Annotated in this window: 9 protein-coding genes; 2 read left to right on the top strand and 7 right to left on the bottom strand. The window is 65.8% G+C overall.

Annotation, left to right across the window (positions count from 1 at the left end; genetic code table 11):
• Window positions 1–33: 33 nt before the first annotated feature.
• The 4 genes from EJB06_RS28275 to aroG form a co-directional block, all read right to left on the bottom strand.
• Window positions 34–384 carry a hypothetical protein gene (locus tag EJB06_RS28275; protein WP_126077379.1) on the bottom strand — a complete coding sequence of 117 codons (351 nt, stop codon included), beginning with the start codon at window positions 382–384 and terminating at the stop codon, window positions 34–36.
• Window positions 385–403: 19 nt separating this feature from the next.
• Window positions 404–1,381, bottom strand: coding sequence for a 4-hydroxy-3-methylbut-2-enyl diphosphate reductase (ispH, locus tag EJB06_RS28270; RefSeq protein WP_126077378.1), 978 nt, complete (start codon window positions 1,379–1,381; stop codon window positions 404–406).
• 213 nt (window positions 1,382–1,594) lie between these two features.
• On the bottom strand, window positions 1,595–4,327 hold the full coding sequence (locus tag EJB06_RS28265; protein ID WP_164558060.1) for a TonB-dependent receptor plug domain-containing protein: 2,733 nt from the start codon (window positions 4,325–4,327) through the stop codon (window positions 1,595–1,597).
• Window positions 4,328–5,043: 716 nt separating this feature from the next.
• Window positions 5,044–6,105 (bottom strand): 3-deoxy-7-phosphoheptulonate synthase AroG, encoded by a 1,062-nt coding sequence (gene aroG / locus EJB06_RS28260; protein ID WP_126077376.1) that lies wholly within the window; start codon window positions 6,103–6,105, stop codon window positions 5,044–5,046.
• Between the two features lie 516 nt (window positions 6,106–6,621).
• Here aroG and EJB06_RS28255 point away from each other — a divergent pair.
• Window positions 6,622–9,294 (top strand): TonB-dependent receptor, encoded by a 2,673-nt coding sequence (locus EJB06_RS28255; RefSeq protein ID WP_126077375.1) that lies wholly within the window; start codon window positions 6,622–6,624, stop codon window positions 9,292–9,294.
• 142 nt (window positions 9,295–9,436) lie between these two features.
• Here the strand turns inward: EJB06_RS28255 and tldD are convergent, their stop codons facing one another.
• The 3 genes from tldD to EJB06_RS28240 form a co-directional block, all read right to left on the bottom strand.
• Window positions 9,437–10,897, bottom strand: a complete 1,461-nt coding sequence (gene tldD, locus EJB06_RS28250) for a metalloprotease TldD (RefSeq protein ID WP_126077374.1) — start codon at window positions 10,895–10,897, stop codon at window positions 9,437–9,439.
• A 70-nt stretch (window positions 10,898–10,967) separates the two neighbouring features.
• On the bottom strand, window positions 10,968–11,765 hold the full coding sequence (locus EJB06_RS28245) for a carbon-nitrogen hydrolase family protein (RefSeq protein WP_126077373.1): 798 nt from the start codon (window positions 11,763–11,765) through the stop codon (window positions 10,968–10,970).
• Between the two features lie 35 nt (window positions 11,766–11,800).
• On the bottom strand, window positions 11,801–16,006 hold the full coding sequence (locus EJB06_RS28240) for a YhdP family protein (protein ID WP_126077372.1): 4,206 nt from the start codon (window positions 16,004–16,006) through the stop codon (window positions 11,801–11,803).
• Window positions 16,007–16,198: 192 nt separating this feature from the next.
• Here EJB06_RS28240 and glnE point away from each other — a divergent pair, with 192 nt between their 5' ends.
• Window positions 16,199–18,949 (top strand): bifunctional [glutamate--ammonia ligase]-adenylyl-L-tyrosine phosphorylase/[glutamate--ammonia-ligase] adenylyltransferase, encoded by a 2,751-nt coding sequence (gene glnE, locus EJB06_RS28235; RefSeq protein ID WP_126077371.1) that lies wholly within the window; start codon window positions 16,199–16,201, stop codon window positions 18,947–18,949.
• Window positions 18,950–19,098: the final 149 nt, after the last annotated feature.

Below are 19,098 nucleotides of genomic sequence, written 5' to 3'. Positions count from 1 at the left end.
GCTCCTGGTGGTGGTGGCGCATATCGGAAGGTATCAGCCCGGCACCGGCGTCGGCGTGTCGTCGCGGCACGCGAACAGGCGCGTGGTGCCGCGCACGCTGATGCTGGCGAACGGGTTGCCGAACACCTCGATGCCGATCGTATAGTCGCTGCGCGCGCAGATCGGTTCGCACACGGTGATGCAGACCGGCACTGGCTCGCGCGCGACGAGCTGCATGTTCATGCTGACCTGGAGCGGGCGCTGCGGGTCGCTCGACAGCGTCACGTTGGCCGGCGCCGGTTCGAAGGAGATCGACACCGGGCACGGCTTGTCCAGCGTGAAGGTATGGTCGATCCGGGCCGGCTGCTCGGGCCAGGACACGATGGAAACGGTTTGCTCGGGCATGATGGTTCTCCTCAAGAGGTTAAAGTTCGGGTTCGGGTTCGGGTTCGGCGACGCGCGGCGCGGCGCCGGCCAGCGCGCGCGGCAGCGCGAACACCACGTGCTCTTGCACGCCCGCCCGGTTGACGACCGGCCCGGCGCCCCAGGCGACCAGGCGCGCCACCACCTGCTCGAGCAGGACTTCGGGGGTGGAGGCGCCGGAAGTGATGCCGACGCAGTGGCGGCCGTCGAACCAGTCGCGCTGCAACTGGTCGGCGTGATCGAGCAGGTAGGCGCCGACGTTCTGTTGCGCGGCAATTTCCCGCAGCCTCTGCGAGTTGGCGCTGGCGGGCGAACCGATCACCAGGATCAGGTCGCAGCTGGCGGCCAGTTCCTTGATGGCGGACTGGCGGTTCTGGGTGGCGTAGCAGATATCTTCCTTGCGCGGCCCGATCAGCGCCGGGAAGCGCCCTTGCAGGGCCTGCAGGATCGGCTTGACATCGTCGATCGAAAACGTGGTCTGGGTGGCGTAGGCCAGGCGCGTCCCGTCCTGCACCTGGAGCCGCTCGGCCTCGCCGGCAGTGCCGACCACGTGGATGGCGCGCGCGGCCGCGCCGCGGTAGTGGCCGAGCGTGCCGACGATTTCCGGGTGGCCGGCGTGGCCGATCAGGATGACCTCGCGGCCGTCGCGCGCGTGGCGCCCGACCTCCATGTGGACCTTGGCGACCAGCGGACATGTGGCGTCGAACACCCGCAGGCGGCGCGCGTCGGCCTCGGCCCGGACCTGCGGCGCGATGCCGTGCGCGCTGAACACGACGATGCCGTGCTCCGGCACCTGCGCCAGTTCCTCGACGAACACCGCGCCGCGCTCGCGCAGAGCGGCGACCACGTGGCGGTTATGCACGATCTCGTGACGCACGTAGACCGGGGCGCCGAAGACGTCGAGGGCGCGCTCGACGATCTCGATCGCCCGCTCGACCCCGGCACAGAAGCCGCGCGGATTGGCCAGCACGATTTGCATATGTCCTCCCAAGCGGATCTGGATCAGTCCGCTTTAGAGCTTACGTGCGCCGGGTCGGGTGAGCTTGAGCCAGATCAAGCCCCTGATATTTCGCAAATACAGGAGGCAAGAAAAAACCCCGCCGGACATGCGTCCGGCGGGGTTTTTTACGTCATACAAGTTTCTTGCAAAGATACGCGGTGGCTGTCTGTCAACCGCCGCGCACCCCGGCAATTACAGGAACTTGTAGTTCAGACGTGCGTAGAACGTGCGGCCCAGCGGGTTGGTGAAGGTCGCATCGTAGCCGACCTGGAAGTTGGCGCCGTTACGCGACGATGGCGGATCTTCGTCGGCGATGTTCTTGACACCGAAGGTCAGGCTCACGTTTTTCATCGGTTTCCAGCCCAGGGTGGCGTCGAAGGTCGAGTAGTCGCCGACCTTGCGCAGCAATGGGTAATCCGGTCCGATCAGCGCCGGATCGGTGTAATCCCAGTAACCCTTGGTGTAGTTGTGGGTCAGGGAACCGGTCCATTGGCCGATGCCGTAGGTCAGGCCCAGGGTGTGGCGGAAACGCGGGGTCGGACCGAAATCCTTGAAGTTGCCCAGGTCGCTGACTTCCGGCGAACCCTGGTACTGGTAGCCGTGCTTGGTGTAGTAGGTCGAATCGAAGTTCGCACCCAGCGTGCCCATGTCGCCCATCTTCTGGCGATAGTTCAGGTTCAGGTCGACGCCGGCAGCAAAGAACTTGCCGGTGTTCACGCGTGGCAGGGCCACGTAGGCGAGCGGGAAGTCCTTGTTGGTGCTGCCGCGGATCGGGTTATCCAGCGAGCCTGGTGCGCCTGGCGTGGCCGCTTCGATGGCCGGATCGTAACGGTAGAACTGGTTGACGTTGGCAACCGGATCGCCGAACACCGTGTTTTCCGACATGGCGTTGATCGACTTGTCGATTTTCACGTTCCAGTAATCGATCGAACCGCTGATGGTCGAGGTTGGCTGGAATACCAGGCCCAGGGTGTACTGCTTCGACTTCTCCGGCTTGAGGTCCGGATTGCCGCTGTTCTGGGTGGTCAGCTGGACCGAGCACTCATCCTGCAGCTCGCCGACCGGATTGATGCTGTTGACCGGCACGCCGTTCGGGCAGCGGACCGGATCGTTGAAGTTGGACGAGGTATTGTTCAGCGCCTTCGGATTCAGGTTGTCGACCAGGGTCGGTGCGCGGAAGCCCCGTGCCACCGAACCGCGCGCCATGATGGCGGTGCTCGGACGATAGGTGAAGCCGAGTTTCGGGCTCAGGTTGTCGAATTCGGTGCCGAAACCGTTCTTGTATTTGTCGTAGCGCGCGGCGGCGGTCAGCTCCAGGTCCTTGATGACCGGGACAACAGCTTCGGTGAACAGGCCGAACACTTTACGGTCGCCGCTGACGCCGGGAATTTCACCGGCGCCGCCGACTTCGTCACCCGAGGACAGCACCGGGGACGAGGTCTGGGTCAGCTTTTCGGTACGGTACGAGGTACCGACCGAGAAGCCCACCGCGCCGGCCGGCAGGTTGAACACTTCCTTGGACATGCGGAAATCGAACTCTTTCGAGGTCGAGACGCCGCCGTTCTGGAAGCCGCTCAGCTGGGCGCCGAGCAGGCCGGCCAGGCTGGCCGCGTCCTGTGAGCCGAATACATTGATTTCACCGGAAACCACCAGGGGACGCAGCTTGGCGTAGCTGAACTTGCCGGGGCCGAAGCTGATTTCGACTTCATTCTTGCCGTAGCTCAGGCCAGTCTCGTAATCCCAGCCGGCCAGATTGCCTTTGGCGCCCACCACCACACGGGTGTTCTGGGTCTCGTTGAGGTCGGTGCGGCCGCCACCGGCGACGGTGCGCCAGGTACCGGTGATGTCGCCGGTCGGCATCACATCCATGTCGGCGGCGAGGACGGTTTCAGCGGTGGTCACGGTGCCGTTCGGCATTTTGTAGCCGGCAGGCAGTACCAGGCCCTTCGGCAGCTTGACGGTTTTAGGATAGAAACGGCCGCTGGCCGGATAGCGCATGGTCTCGGTGTACGGCGCCGGCGAGTACGCCGCGATCATCTTGTCCTTGGTGTACGCCGCTTCGGCGAACAGTTCCAGGCTGTCGCTGACCTTGAACACGCCGCGCGTGACCAGGTTGCTGTGCTTGGCTTCAGGAATCAGGTCGATGTACTTGACGTAGTCGGTGCCGCAGCCTTTTTCGCTGTTGATGACCAGGCTGAATTCCTCGTTCTTGCAACCGTTGTAGCGGTACGGGTTCACGCCCACGTACTTGTTGCCGAGCGAATCGGTGAAGTTCAGGTTGGGCACGCCGTTGCGCGGCGAGGACTTGTTGATGCCCAGGTCGGGACGCACGGAGGTGGTCGAGAAGCTGCGGTCGGAGGCGCGCAGTTTTTCGTTTTCTTCGTGGTTGGCGCTGAACAGCACGTTGAAGCGGTCGGTCGCGATGTCGCCGAAGCCGCCCGTGACGTTAAAGCTCTTGGTGTTGCCGCCGCCCTGGTCGACGTGGGTCTTGTAGGCCGATACTTCCATCCCTTTGTAGTCTTTTTTGAGGATGAAGTTGATCACGCCGGCCACCGCATCGGCGCCGTACACGGCCGAAGCGCCGTCGCGCAGCACCTCGATGCGTTCGATGGCCGACAGCGGAATCGAATTCAGGTCGACCGGATTGTTGCCGACCGCATAGTTGGCCACGCGGCGGCCGTTCAGCAGCACCAGCGTGTAGCGCGCGCCGAGGGCACGCAGGTTGGCGGTCGACGGCACGCCGGAGGCGCCGACGTTGTTGGCGGTAACGCCGCCGCCGAAGTTACCCGGAATCAGGTTGACCAGGTCCTGGGCCGAGGTGGCGCCGGTACGCTCGATGTCTTCGCGTTTGAGAATGGTGACAGGCAGCGCGGTTTCAGCGGCGACGCGTTTGATCGACGAGCCGGTGATCTCGACGCGCTGCATCGAATTGTCCTGGGAAGCGGTCTGGGCTACGGCTGGCAATGCCGCAAGGCCGAGGCCGACTGCGATACCGCCCGAAAAGACCAGGCGCAAAGAACGCGATAAAACTGTTTCTGTCATCATTTGTGAATCCCTTGATTTATAAAATATTAGTATTAACACCATCTCTTTTGGAGGGTGCATCAATTTAAGTAGCGAACCTCGCGGTGGCACGTTCCGGATCGCGGACACGTCCCGATGCAAGGTACAACCAGCCGAGTTCTTGGTAACTTTGTCTCCGTCGGCTGAAACTTCTTCACTTCGCTTAAAGCGACATTCTCCAACTGGCGCCGCACTTCTGTGCTTTTTTGCCAATCAAGCCCAAGATAGAAACATACGGGAATAATTGATGTCAACGGTAAACACACAATATGTATATAAACAACAGGCGTGGTCGCATGCATACGATTGCGCTGTAGTTTCTTGCATACGGAACAGGAATTTGTGATTGAATAAAGGTAATTAATTGCAGCGGTTGGCAATGCGCAGCCGTGCCCGCACGAAACGTGGGGCATCGAAGCGCGCCTTGCTGCGCCTGGCGGCGTGCAATATCGGCGCTTGTCGCGGCGTGGGGAAATGGAACGAGGACGGCGCCGGGCGGCGCCGCCGTGACGGTCTGCGGCGGGGTGACGGCGCACCCCGCGCTGGCTTCAGCCGTGCATACGCCGGCGGTGCGGGTGTCAGGCTTCCGGGCAGAGGCGGCGCTGGCGCACCGCCGCGGCCAGGCCTTCGAGCACGGCCACGCTGCTGTCCCAGTCGATGCAGCCGTCGGTGATCGACTGGCCGTACACCAGCTCCTTGCCCGGCACCAGGTCCTGGCGTCCCGCCACCAGGTGCGACTCCACCATCACGCCGACGATGCGGCTGTCGCCGCCGGCCACTTGCGCCGCGATGTCGGCGCACACCGGCACCTGGTTTTCCGGCTTCTTGGAACTGTTGGCGTGCGAAGCGTCGATCATCAGGCGCGCGGCCAGGCCGAGTGCGGCGATCTGCTGGCAAGCCAGTTCCACGCTGGCGGCGTCGTAGTTCGGGGTCTTGCCGCCGCGCAGGATGACGTGGCAATCCTCATTGCCGTTGGTCGACACGATCGCCGAATGCCCGCCCTTGGTCACCGACAGGAAATGGTGCGGGTGCGATGCGGCCTTGATCGCTTCCACCGCGATCTTGACGTTGCCGTCCGTGCCATTCTTGAAGCCCACCGGACAGGACAGGCCGGACGCCAGTTCGCGGTGCACCTGCGACTCGGTGGTGCGCGCGCCGATCGCGCCCCAGCTGATCAGGTCGGCGATGTACTGCGGACTGATCACGTCCAGGTATTCGGTCCCGGCCGGCAAGCCCAGCTCGTTGATGTCGCGCAGCAGTTCGCGCGCCATGCGCAGCCCGTCGTTGATGCGGAAGCTGTTGTCCATGTACGGATCGTTGATCAGGCCTTTCCAGCCGACCGTGGTGCGCGGCTTTTCGAAGTACACGCGCATGACGATTTCCAGCTCGCCCTTGAAGCGCTCGCGCTCGCCGATCAGGCGGCGCGCGTATTCCATGGCGGCCTTGGTGTCGTGGATCGAGCAGGGGCCGATCACCACCATCAGGCGGTCGTCCTGGCCGTGCAGGATGCGGTGCAGCGCCACGCGCGAGGCGCTGGCGGTCTGCTCGGCCCGTTCGCCGCAGGCAAACTCGCGGATCAGATGGGAGGGCGGCGTCAGTTCCTTCATTTCGCGGATGCGTAAATCGTCGGTGCGTGGCATGGTGTTCTCCGTGGCTGGTTATTCAAAATGGCTGGACTAAAAAAAAACCGCCATGGCTGGCGGTTTGTCTGGATATTGCAAGGATCTCGTTGTTGCTACGTGAACCTGCCGCTACTCCACCGCCCCTGGGTTGGAATTGCTAAAGTAAAAGTAGCAGGTAAAAAAGAAGACGTTGTGCATGGCAAGATCCGAAAGTGGTGCAAGGACTATAACAACGATTCCTGCAATTTGGCAAGCTGTTTATCGGCGATCATCGGGAGCGCAGCGCGCAAGCGGTTGCGCCTTTCCCACAAGAGGCGCGCCGATGCCTGTCACATTTGATCCAGATCAGTCGGGCCAAGGCGCCCGGTGCAAAACTCGGTCCATCGAGCCCCGGCCGGGCTTTGCGCTGCATCAAACATCGGCAAGTTTTCCAGCTAGCTACGTTGATCCAGATCAAGTTTACTGCGGCATGCCCGGCCGGGATCCGCAGCGCTTGTCACGCAGGCGCACCACCCGTACTGACTGGAGCATGACATGATTGAAAACGTATTAGCGGCGGCCGTGCGGCGCCTGTGCGCCGGCGGCGCCCTCCTCGGCGCCGGCGTGCTGACCGTGCCGGCACAGGTCCAGGCGCAGGCGCCGGCCGGGGCCGCAGAGCCGATGCAAAAAGTCGAGATCGTCGGCACCTCGATCCGGCAACGCCTGGCGGCGCAAACCGCGCTGCCGATCACCACCGTGCGCGCCGACGACTTCGCCAAGCAGGGCCTCTCGACGGTCCAGGAAGTACTGGCCACCATTCCCATGAACCAGACCTCGACCGGGGCCAGCCAGTCGGTCGGTTCCGGCACCGGCGGACGGTCCACCGCCGACCTGCGCGGCCTGGGCAGCGACAAGACCCTGGTGCTGCTCAACGGCCGGCGCCTGGCCAACCACCCTTTCTTCGCCGATACGGTCGACCTGAACATCATTCCCGTGGCCGCGCTGGAACGGGTCGAAGTGCTGCGCGACGGCGCCTCGGCCATCTACGGCAGCGATGCCATCGGCGGTGTGATCAACTTCGTTACCAAGCGCTCGTACCGCGGCATGGAAGTGAGCGTGGAAGCCTATCAACCGGCCGGTTCGGGCGGCGGCGACGAGCAGCGCATCAACTTCACCGGCGGCTGGGGCGACCTGGCCACCGACGGCTATAACCTGCTCGGCATTGTCGACTTCCACCGCCAGTCGCCGCTCATGGCGACCGACCGCGACTTTGCGCGCACCGGGGTGCGTCCCGAACGCGGCCTGTACCAGACCAGCGGCACGACCTTTCCCGCCAACTTCTATTCGGACGAAGGGGTTTCCGGCAATCCCAGCCATGCAAGCGGGTGCCGGCCGCCTTACTCCATCCCCAACCTGAGCGGCGCGCCGAACTGCCGCTTCGATTCGACCCAGTTCATCGACCTGATTCCGCTGACCAAGCAAGAAACCTTCCTCGGGCGCTTCAGCAAAAAATTGGGGGCCGACCACACCGCCACCCTGGAATACCTGCACAGCCGCAGCACCAACGAAGCACGCGTGGCGCCGCCGCCCCTGGCCGGCATCGGCCTGACCATGACCAGCAGCAGCCCCTACTACCCCGGCGCCGGCATCACGCCCGCCGTGGCCGGCCTGGGCGGCGAGCCGCTCGACGTCAGCTGGCGCCCGCTGGTGACCGGCAAGCGCGAGGGCCTCGATGTGAGCCTGACCGATCGCCTGCTGGCCGGCATGGAAGGCACGGCCGGCGGCTGGGACTACAATGCCGGCCTGTCGTATGCCACGGGGCGCGCGCGCAGCGCGTTCACCAACGGCTACGTGGTCGATGCGCGCATGATCGAGGGCGTCGGCAGCGGTTTGCTCAACCCCTTCGGCGAACAGACACCGGCCGGCAACGAGTTCCTGCGCCAGTCGCTGCTCAAGGGCGAATACCTGCGCGCCAAGATCAAGAGCGCGGCCGTCGACTTCAAGGCCAGCCGCGAACTGATGACCCTGCCCGCCGGCCCGCTCGGCTTCGCGCTGGGCGGGGAATTCCGGCGCGATGAGGCCGATTACCGCGTCAACCGCGCACTGGCCAGCCAGGCGTCGAGCTCCGGCTATGCCGACGCCCAGGACCAGGCCGGCAGCCGCAATATCGGCGCCGTGTTCACCGAGTTCAACGTTCCGATCCTCAAGGACCTGGAAGTCAACCTGGCCGCGCGCTACGACGACTACACCGATTTCGGGCACAGCTTCAATCCCAAGGTGGCGCTGCGCTGGCAACCGAGCAAACAAGTCCTGCTGCGCGGCTCGTTCAACAAGGGCTTCCGCGCGCCCACCCTGTACGACCTGCATGGGCCGCAGACCACGACCAATACCGGGAATTCCTGGAACGATCCGGTGCTGTGTCCGGGCGGTACGCCAGCCCCGGGGGCCAATCCCAACCTGTCGTGCGACCAGCAGCAGAACATCCGGGGCGGCGGCAACACCAACGTCAAGCCGGAACGCTCGCGCACCTACAGCGCCGGGATCGTGCTGGAGCCGACCGACAACCTGACGCTGAGCGCCGATTACTGGGATATCCGGCTCAAGGACCAGATCAATTCGCTGGCGGAGGAATCGATCTTCGGCAACTACCAGAAATACCAAGGCCTGTATGTCTACAACGCTGCCCGCACCCGGCTCGACTACGTGCTGGCGATCACCCAGAACCTGGGCGAGGTCAAGACGCGCGGCGTCGACCTGGGCCTGTTGTGGCGCCTGCAGAGGGGCCAGCTGGGTAACTTCAGTCTGGGCGTGGAAGGCACGTACGTCGACCGCTACGACTACCAGAACGAGCGCAACGGCCCGTTCACAGTCAACGCCGGACGCTTCGCCGACGCCAGTCCGGTGTTCCGCTGGCGTCACAATGCGAACCTGGGATGGACCCGTGGTCCCCTCAACATGACCTTGTCCAACCGCTACATGTCCGGCTACGACGACCAACCCGATGCCGACGGCGTCGTTCCAGGCCGCGTCGGGCATTACTCGACCTGGTCGCTGGCGGGCACGTACACGGCCAGCCAACGCGTCAGCGTCACCGCCGGCGTCAAGAACCTGCTCGACGAAGACCCGCCGTTCACGCTCCAGAGCACCACCTTCCAGCAAGGCTACGATCCGCGTTACACGGACCCGATCGGGCGCACGTTCTACGTGAGGGCGATGTACAAATTCTGAGCGCGGGCACCAAACGGCCCGCCAGACATGCCCAGGGCGCACCGAAGTGCGCCCTGGCAAGCACCGCGACGGCACCGGAATGGACCGGGCTTGCCGCTGAGGGCCGCCCAGATTTGCCTGTGCGGGCGAACGAAGGTCTTACTTACGCGGTACCGCCCACGATCACGTCTTCGATGCGCAGGGTCGGCTGGCCCACGCCCACCGGCACACTCTGGCCTTCCTTGCCGCACACGCCCACGCCCGAATCGAGGCGCATGTCGTTGCCGATCATCGATACGCGGTTGAGCACGTCCGGACCGTTGCCGATCAGGGTCGCGCCCTTGACCGGGTAGGTGACCTTGCCGTTTTCGATCATGTAGGCTTCGCTGGCCGAGAACACGAACTTGCCGTTCGTGATATCGACCTGGCCGCCGCCGAAATTGACCGCGTACAAGCCGTTCTTGACCGAGGCCAGGATTTCTTCCGGGTCCTTGTCGCCGCCGAGCATATAGGTGTTGGTCATGCGCGGCATCGGCAGGTGCGCGAACGATTCGCGGCGCGCGTTGCCGGTCACCGGCATCTTCATCAGGCGCGCATTCATGGTGTCCTGGATGTAGCCTTTCAGGATGCCATCCTCGATCAGGGTGGTGCACTGGGTCGGATTGCCTTCGTCATCCATGTTCAGCGAACCGCGGCGGTCGGCCAGGGTGCCGTCGTCGACCACGGTCACGCCCTTGGCCGCCACGCGCTCGCCGATGCGGCCCGAAAACGCCGACGATCCCTTGCGGTTGAAGTCGCCCTCCAGGCCATGGCCGATCGCTTCGTGCAGCAGCACGCCGGGCCAGCCCGGTCCCAGCACGATGGTCATCGGCCCGGCCGGCGCCGGACGCGCGTCCAGGTTGACCACGGCCGCCTTGACCGCCTCGTCGGCGTAGCGCTCCAGCAGCGCGTCGTCGAAGTAGCCGTAGTTGTAGCGCCCGCCGCCGCCGGAGGAACCCATTTCGCGCCGGCCGTTCTGCTCGACGATGACCGTCACCGACACCCGCACCAGCGGACGGATATCGGCCGCCAGCACGCCATCGCTGCGCACCACCAGCACCACGTCGTATTCGCCGGCCAGGCCCGCCATGACCTGCACCACGCGCGGGTCCTTGGCGCGCGCCATTTTTTCCACGCGTTCCAACAGCTTGACCTTGGCGGTCGCGTCGAGCGAGGCGAGCGGGTCGTTGGGCAGGTAGAGCGAGCGCCCGCCCACCTGGGTCATCGCGGACGCCACCTTGATCTTGCCGGCCCCGGCGCGCGCAATGGTGCGCGTGGCGGCGGCCGCGTCCAGCAGGGCGCGTTCCGAGATTTCATCGGAGTACGAGAAGGCGGTCTTGTCGCCGGACACGGCGCGCACGCCGACACCCTGGTCAATCGAAAAACTGCCGGTCTTGACGATGCCTTCTTCCAGGCTCCAGGATTCGCTCTTGGTGAACTGGAAATACAGGTCGGCGTAATCGACCTTGTGGGTGAACATGGTGCCCAGGGTGGAGAGCAGCTTGCCTTCGTCCAGGCCAAACGGCGTCAGCAGCACATCGCGCGCGACAGCCAGGGAGGAGAGATTCGGTTCGAACGGTGTCATTTTGCGGGTCTTTCAGTGTGGATCAGGCATTGTGCCATAGTCGGCCCATAACGGTAGCTCACAGCGTCGCTCACAGCTTCCTGTGCTTGAGTGCGGGCAAGCTTTCGCGCACGCCCGCCAGGAAGGCCGCGTCGAGCGTGCCGCTGACGATGCCTTCGCCCTCGTCCAGCACCGCCTTGACCTCGCCCCAGGGGTCGATCAGCATGCTGTGGCCGAAGGTGCGGCGGCCGTTCTGGTGGGTGCCGCCCTGGGCCGAGGCCAGCACATAGCACTGGTTTTCGATGGCGCGCGCGCGCAGCAGCACTTCCCAGTGCGCCAGGCCGGTGGTGTGGGTGAAGGCGGCGGTGACCACGATCAGCGCGCACTCGCCCATGGCGCGGTACAGCTCGGGAAAGCGCAGGTCGTAGCAGACCGACAGGCCGACCCGCCCGAACGGCGCCTCGAAGGCCGCCACCGCCTCGCCCGGCACGATGGTGCGCGCCTCGTCGTAGCTTTCGCTACCCTTGGTAAAGCCGAACAGGTGGATCTTGTCGTAGCGCTGCACCGGCCGGCCCTGCGGGTCGTACACCAGGGTGGTGTTCATCACCCGTCCGGCGTCGGGCGAGACCAGCGGCAGCGTGCCGCCGATCAGCCAGATGCCGTGCTCGCGCGCGCAGGCGGCCATGCAGGCCTGGATCGGGCCGGCCCCGGGCGCTTCGGCGTGGGCCACCTTGTCGCTGTCGCTCATGCCCATGATCGGCCAGTATTCCGGCAAGCTCACCAGGGTGGCGCCGCGCGCGGCCGCCTGGCCCACCAGCCGGGTGGCGCTGGCGATGTTCTCCGCCACATCGGGCGTGCTGATCATTTGTACTGCGGCCACGGTCGTCATCTGCCTGTCTCCCGCCGGTCGTGCCGGTCGTCTGTTCAGTTGGTCTGGGGTTTCACATTGGTCGCCGGCAAAACCAGCGGCGGCGGGCCTTTCGGCGCGCCCAGCTTGGTGATCACGGGCGCCTTCCACGGGCCGGTGATCTGCATTTCGTAGGTCAGGGCCTTCATCACCGGCGCGCGCAGGAACAGTTGCGCGAGAAAACTGCCCAGCCCGACCACCGGATTGACCGCCAGCGCATACACCAGCGGCCCGGTGCCCAGGTTGAATTCGGGAATCACCACCACGTGCAGGTTGGCCGATTCGTTGGCAATGTCGGCGGTGCCGGCCATCAGCACGGTGGCGGCCACGCCATGCATCTTGAGGTTATCGGTGCGCGCCACCCCGCGCGTGATGCTGGCATTGGCGCTGATGCCGTCGAAGGCCAGCCCTTCCGAAAACACATCGTGGAAGTCGAGCTTGAGCAGGCGCGGCAGCATTTGCAGGCTCAGCACGCCGAGCAGCTTGGCCGCGCCCGGGTCTTGCTTGAGAAATTGGCCGGAAGCCACATTCATGTCGATCTTGCCCGACAGGCTGGGAATATCGAGCGAATACGGCAAGCCGTTCCAGGCGATGTCGCCCGACAGCTTGCCCTTGCCGCGCCGCAGCGTTTCCGGGAAGCCGAAACGGTCCAGCAGCTTGCCGGCATCTTCGATGTCGAGCACGAAGTTCAGGCTGGTGTTGCTCTGCCCTTCCCCGGTCACCCATTTGCCGGTGCTGCGCAGCACGCCGTCGGGATTGGACAGCAGCAAGCGGTTGATCTGCCACTCGCGCCCGCTGGCCAGCTGGGCATTGCTGGCGACCAGTTCCAGGCGCCCGAGTTTCTTGTTGAACAGTTCGAAATGCTCGGCCACGATATCGAGCGCGGGAATGGTGGCCGCCGCGCTCTTGCCGCCTTCGAGCAAGTCCTTCACGCCGGCGGCGGCCGATTCGGGAATGATCAGCGAGGCCAGGCGCGCGGTCACCTTGCCCAGGCCCTGGCCGCTCGGTCCCTCGACCCAGGTCAGGTGGCCGGCCACCTGGCGCGCATCGATGTTGGCTTGCCAGGTATCCTTCACGTGCGAGGCGCCCACCACCACGTTGTCGAGCTTGCGCTCGCTAATGATCAGTTCGCTCGCGCGCGCGGCCAGCACGTCGGCCACCACGTACTGGGCCAGGTCCATGCCGCCGTCCACCGAGGTGCCGCCCGCCGCGTCGGCAGCGGCCGGCTCGGGCGCGGCGTGCGCCACCGAAGCGCCGATCGCGATCCACTGGTCGACGTTCAGGCTCTTCATCTCGGCATTGACCATCAGGCCGAAGTCCGGTGCCGGGGCCGGCACGTTGACGCCGATGCCGCCGCTCTCGACCTTCCACGGCCCCTTGCCCAGCTTGATGCGCTGGTAGCGCGCGCCCATGTGCGGACCGAGCGCCAGCCGGATTTCGTCGCGCGCCACCCCGGGTTCCGCGCCCGGCAAGCCGGTCAGGGTGAAATGCAGGGGCAGGCTGTCGGCGGCAGCCTTGTTGAGCGGGGCCGGCAAGTCCACGCCCATGCCGGCCAGGGTCGAGTCGACCGTCACCTGGGCCTGGTGATCGTGCACCACCACCGAGCCGGTGTAGCGCGCCCCGCCCGAGACCAGCCCCAGCACATGCTGCATGGCGGCCGAGGGATAGGTCTTGCGGATGCCGTCGGCGGTGGCGGTGCCGGCCAGCTTGATCACGATGGTGTTGTCGCGGCCGCTGCCGCCGGTCAGCGCCAGCGGGCCGCCCAGGAAACTGGCGCCGACGCCGTTCAGGTTGATGCCTTTTTCATTGAATTCGAGCTTGCCGATGGCCGATTGCAGCGGCGGCAAGGGATCGAACAGCACCACGTCGTTGTTCATCAGCTGCAAGGTGCCCTGCACCTTCGATTCGATCAGGTGGTTCAGCGGCAATTGCAGCTTGAGGCCCAGCCTGGCGTTGCCGGTGGCGCGCGTGTGTTCGGTAAAGCGCCCGATCCAGTTCAGCACCGGGCTCGCTTCCATATAACCGAGGAATTCCTGCAGCGGCCCGGCGGCGTTGCCGTCGATCTCCAGCACCTTGTCCGGGTCGGCCAGGTCGGCAATCACGGCTGTGACCGCGCTCAGGGCCACGCCACGGGTGCGCGCCGTGTCGCCCTTGATTTCCATGCGCGCGCGTTCGAACAGGAAGCTGCCGTCGATCTGCTCGGCCTGCGGCCACACCGGCGCCACGCCGTCGGGCGCGACATGGCCGGGCGCATAGTTCAGTTTGGCCTTTTCCAGGCGGCCGCCGACCCGGAACTCGCCCTTGCGCTCGCTCGGCGTATTGCTGCGGAACGGGAAGTGGGCCAGGTCGCCGCGCAGGCGGAAGGTGGCGTCCTGCGCCATGCCGTCTTCCAGCGCGCCGGTCAGCCAGTCGCGCAGGTGTTCCGGGGTTTTCAGGGGCAGGTAGCGGCCGATGGTGTTAATCGCAAAGCCGGACAGGGTGCCGCTGACGTCGACGATGTCGGCCGGCTTGCCCGGCGCCGAACCCAGGGTCATCTGGTGCGTGCCCGACAGCGAAGCGCTCAGCGCGCCCTGCGTGAAATTCAGGCGCTCCAGGTCCACCAGCAATTTGTTTTCCGGCGCAAAGGTCCAGCGCGCGCGCGCGTCGAATTGCTCGAAGGCCATGGCCGGGTCGGCGAACCAGGCCGGCAATTGCAGCACCAGTTGCTGCGAATCGAGGGCGATCGTGCCGCCCTTCTCGCTCGCGTCCAGCGTGCCGGACAGGTTCTCGATGCCGGGAATCGGCGGAAACGCGGCGCGCGCGGGCGTGCTCGCCGTCCTGGTCACGGCCAGGCGGGCCGGCTGGGCGCGCATGCTCAGGCCGTCGAGCTTGCCGCGCACGCGGTAACTGGCGATGTCCGGGAACTTGCCCTGCCACTCGGCCGAAAAATCGCTGATCTTGCCGCGCAGGCCGCCATCCCCCAGCAACTCGCGCTGCACGGCGCTGAGCGGCAGCTGGGCGGCCAGGCGCGCCAGGGTTTCCAGGTCGAGTTGGCGGGCACTCACTTTCACCCGCTCGGGCGCCTTGCCGCGCGCCGGGGTGTAGGACTCGGACAGGGTGGTCGGCGCCAGGCTCAGGCCGTCGGCGGTGAGCAGGGAAAAATCGCTGAGCGTCACTTCGTGGCCGTGCGCGCCGAAAGCCGGGGTGCCCCGGTTGCTGCCGGCGGCAAAGGTTTCGCGCGCGGACAGGCGGCCGCGCACGCGCGTCAGCTGGAGCTCCGGCAGGTCGGCCCCCAGTTGCGCCGACACGCCGGCCAGCGCCACGTCGGCGGTGAATCCGGCCAGCTTGGCCCGGTCCAGGCTCAGCCAGGCGCGCACCGATCCCTGGCCCTGGCTGATTTTCACCGGGTAATCGAGGTAAGGGGCCCAGGCGGACAGGTCGGTATCGGCCAGATCGGCGTACAGCTCGCCTTTCCACTGGCGCACGTCGGCCATGCGCGCCGTGAAGCGCGGATGCTTGAAGTCGGCGCGCACGTCGAGCGGGCCGGCCAGGCTGGCCGGCGGCGTGGCGCGCAGGCCGAAGCGGTGGTGCTGCCAGCGGTTCTTCAGCACCAGGTCGACGTTCTCCAGCGCCAGCACCGGGGCGCCGCGCAGCTGGTCGGTCCACTGCACCCGCCCTTCGCGGATCAGGATCTGGCGCTGCTTGAAGGCCCAGTCGGCGCCACCGGCGTCGCCCGCCGCGCCCGGCTTGATGGGCATGCCGGCCACGAACAGCTGGCCGGCGCCATCGCGCCGGATGTCGAGGTCGGGGCGGATGATCTCCAGCGAGTAAAAGCGCGGTTCCAGGGTCGGCACGCTCCACCACGACAGGGTGGCCGACACGCTCGGCAGGCTCAGTACCTGGCGCCCGCCCGGGTCGCGCACGATCACGTCGCCCAGGAACAGGTTCGGGCGCAAGCCGCGCCAGGAGGCATAAATCCGGGTAATGGTGACGTCGCTGCCCAGCGCGCGGCTGGCGATGCGCTCGATATTGCCCTTGTAATAGTCAATATTCGGCAGAATCAGGTAGCGCAGCGCCAGGAACACGATGGTGAACAGGAAGTACACCAGCAGCGCCAGCTTGATCGTGAAGCCCAGCACATGATGGCTGGCACGGTTGCACGCCCGATAGGCGGAACGCAGCCGCCGCCAGCGCTCTGCGATGGGCAGGTGCTCCGTGGCCTCCTGTGCTTCCGGTGTGTGCATCAATAAGCTGATAAAGGGTCCCGCCGTATAAATGTAGTGCAATAAGGTTGCGCTTGCGTGAATCCCGCAGGCTCCCTTACCATCGTCCTGATCCTCACCGTAGCGCGGCCCATCCTGTCGCGGACCGGCCATTTTACCTTATACAAGCCGCGCTGAACCCGACTTTCACTTACCATTTCCACAAGCCAAACAATGATTCCAGCCTCCCTGACCCCGCTGTCGCGCTTTTATCAACGCTGGCTGGCGGCCGATCCGGGCCGTGCAAGCGCAGTTGCCAGCATCGGCGCGGGCCGGCTCGACCAGCTTGATCTGGCGCAAACGCTGGATCGCCTGGCGCTCGACGACGCCCGGCCGGGCGCCCCGCCGCTGCCGCCCGCGCGCGCCATGCGCCGCCTGCGCAACCTGCTGGTGTGCGGCCTGATCCGGCGCGATCTGGACGGCCAGGCCGACCTGGCCGAAGTGGTCGCCAGCATGACCGGCTTCGCCGACTTTGCCATCCGCACCCACCTGGCCGCCCTCATGGCCGAGCAGGTGGCCAGCCACGGCATGCCGGTCGGCTACGAATCGGGCTTGCCGCAGGAAATGATTGTGTTGGCGATGGGCAAGCAAGGCGGGGGCGAGCTGAACGTGTCGTCGGACATCGACCTGATCTTCGTGTACCCGGAAGACGGCGACACCGCCGCCGGCGAGGGCCAGCGCCAGCTGTCGAACCACGAATTTTTCGCGCGCCTGGGCAAGAAGCTGATCGCCGCCCTGTCCGAGATCACCGAAGACGGCTTCACCTTCCGGGTCGACATGGCGCTGCGGCCGAACGGCAACTCCGGCCCCCTGGTCGCCAGCCTGAACATGGTCGAGGAATACCTGATCGTGCAGGGCCGCGAATGGGAGCGCTATGCCTGGGTCAAGGCGCGCGCCGTCACCGGCGCGCCGGACGACATCGCCGCGCTGGAAGCCATCGTCCATCCCTTCGTGTACCGGCGCTATCTTGATTTTGGCGTGATCGACGCCATCCGCACCATGCACGCCCAGATCCGCGCCGAGGTCGACCGCCAGGAGCGCCTGCATCCGGACCGCAGCAACAACGTCAAGCTGGGGCGCGGCGGCATCCGCGAAATCGAATTCCTGGCCCAGGTGTTCCAGCTGATCCGGGGCGGGCGCGACGCCGCCCTGCGCGAGCGCTCCACCCGCGCCACCCTGCGCGTGCTGGCCGACAAGGAATTGCTGCCGCTCGATACGGTCGAGCAATTGCTCGCCTCCTACAGCTTCCTGCGCAACCTCGAACATCGCCTGCAATACCTGGACGACGCCCAGACCCACACCCTGCCCGCCAGCGAGGCCGACCGCGCCGTCATCGCGCAGATGATGCGCCTGCCCGACGTCGCCACCCTGCTGGCGCAGCTGGAAGACACGCGCCGCTTCGTGGCCGCCCAGTTCGACGCCATCTTCAGCGACAAGTCGGAGCAGGCCAAGGACACGGTCGACCCCGGCGCCAGCAACTGGGGCGGCGCCGACCTCGACAATCGCGAAGCCATCGAAGCCCACCTGCGCGCACTGGGCTTCGACGACGCCGGCGGCGCCGCCGGCCGCCTGATGAGCACCTGGCAGTCGAGCAAGGTGCAAGCCCTGCCCGAAGCGAGCCGCACCCGCCTGCTGGCGCTGGTCAACGCTTCCCTGCCCCTGATCGGCAAGACCGCGCAGGAAGCCGGCTCCGGCAGCGCCAGTTCCACCCTGACCCGGCTGCTGGGGTTTTTCGAAGCCATCGCGCGCCGTTCGGCCTACCTGTCGCTGCTGACCGAGTATCCGCACACGCTGGAACGGGTGATCCGCATGATGTACGCCAGCGGCTGGGCCGCCACCTTCCTGACCCAGCACCCGCTCGTGCTCGACGAACTGCTCGACGAACGGGTGCGCAGCGCCGTGCCCGACTGTGCCGCCCTGGCCGCCGAACTCAAGGAGCAGCTGGGCGCGGCCGCCGGCGACACCGAGCGCCAGATGGATATCCTGCGCGAAGCCCACCACGCGCAACTGTTCCGCCTGCTGGCGCAAGACCTGGCGGGCGAGCTGACCGTGGAAAAGCTGGCCGATTACCTGTCGGCGCTGGCCGACACCATCGTCGCCGCCACCATCGATGCCGCCTGGCAGGCCATCGCCACGCGCCACCGCGAGGTGCCGCGCTTCGCCGTCATCGCTTACGGCAAGCTGGGCGGCAAGGAACTCGGCTATGTGTCGGACCTGGACGTGATCTTCCTGTTCGACGACGACGACCAGGAAGCGCCCGGCAACTACGCCAAGCTGGCCCAGCGCTTCATTACCTGGATGACGGCGCATACCTCGGCCGGCATCCTGTTCGACATCGATACCGCGCTGCGCCCGGACGGCGCCAGCGGCATGCTGGTGTCGAGCGTGGCCGCGTTCGAACGCTACCAGGAGAATTCGGCCTGGATCTGGGAGCACCAGGCGCTCACGCGCGCGCGCTTCTGCGCCGGCGACGCCGCCATCGGCGAGCGCTTCGAAGCCGTGCGCGAGCGCGTGCTGCGCACCGACCGCACGGTGCGCGCGGACGAGCTCAAGCAGGAAGTGCTGAAGATGCGCAAGAAAATGCACGACGCCTATCCGCCACGCGCCGGCTTGTTCGACCTCAAGCAGGACGAGGGCGGCATGATCGACGTCGAATTCATGTCGCAATACCTGGTGCTGCGGCATTGCGCGCAGTATCCGCAGCTGACTATTAATCTGGGCAATATCGGCCTGCTGCGCATGTTCGCCGACCTGGGCCTGATCGACGCCGGCCTGGCGCTGGCGGTGGGCGACGCCTACCGCGCCATGCGCAAGCTGCAGCACCAGCTGCGCTTGCAGGGCAAGGACAATGCGCGCGTCGACGCCGCGCTAGTGGCGAAGCACGCCGCGCCGGTGCGGCAGTTGTGGGAGGCGGTGTTTCCCTAGGGAACCACTGATTTAATCGACCAGACCGTTCCAGGTGAGGAGCAGAACTGGCACAATTACGCATCCCATCTCCAACACCGAAATGATGAAGCAGACGAGCTTTGCAGACGTCGAGTTTGCCAGCAAGAAGAAGTTGACGCGCCGCGAGC

Source organism: Massilia atriviolacea, from assembly GCF_003953935.1.
Classification (GTDB): domain Bacteria; phylum Pseudomonadota; class Gammaproteobacteria; order Burkholderiales; family Burkholderiaceae_D; genus Telluria_A; species Telluria_A atriviolacea.
The sequence above is the reverse complement of the archived record's forward strand: the minus strand, read 5'-3'. Positions and strand labels throughout refer to the sequence as shown.

What these genes read in the sequence shown, in the direction of transcription:
- tldD (WP_126077374.1), bottom strand. Translation starts at nt 10,897, where the DNA reads ATGACACCGTTCGAACCGAATCTCTCCTCCCTGGCTGTCGCGCGCGAT.
- EJB06_RS28265 (WP_164558060.1), bottom strand. Translation starts at nt 4,327, where the DNA reads ATGCAGCGCGTCGAGATCACCGGCTCGTCGATCAAACGCGTCGCCGCT.
- ispH (WP_126077378.1), bottom strand. Translation starts at nt 1,381, where the DNA reads ATGCAAATCGTGCTGGCCAATCCGCGCGGCTTCTGTGCCGGGGTCGAG.
- EJB06_RS28275 (WP_126077379.1), bottom strand. Translation starts at nt 384, where the DNA reads ATGCCCGAGCAAACCGTTTCCATCGTGTCCTGGCCCGAGCAGCCGGCC.
- EJB06_RS28240 (WP_126077372.1), bottom strand. Translation starts at nt 16,006, where the DNA reads ATGCACACACCGGAAGCACAGGAGGCCACGGAGCACCTGCCCATCGCA.
- aroG (WP_126077376.1), bottom strand. Translation starts at nt 6,105, where the DNA reads ATGCCACGCACCGACGATTTACGCATCCGCGAAATGAAGGAACTGACG.
- glnE (WP_126077371.1), top strand. Translation starts at nt 16,199, where the DNA reads ATGATTCCAGCCTCCCTGACCCCGCTGTCGCGCTTTTATCAACGCTGG.
- EJB06_RS28255 (WP_126077375.1), top strand. Translation starts at nt 6,622, where the DNA reads ATGATTGAAAACGTATTAGCGGCGGCCGTGCGGCGCCTGTGCGCCGGC.
- EJB06_RS28245 (WP_126077373.1), bottom strand. Translation starts at nt 11,765, where the DNA reads ATGACGACCGTGGCCGCAGTACAAATGATCAGCACGCCCGATGTGGCG.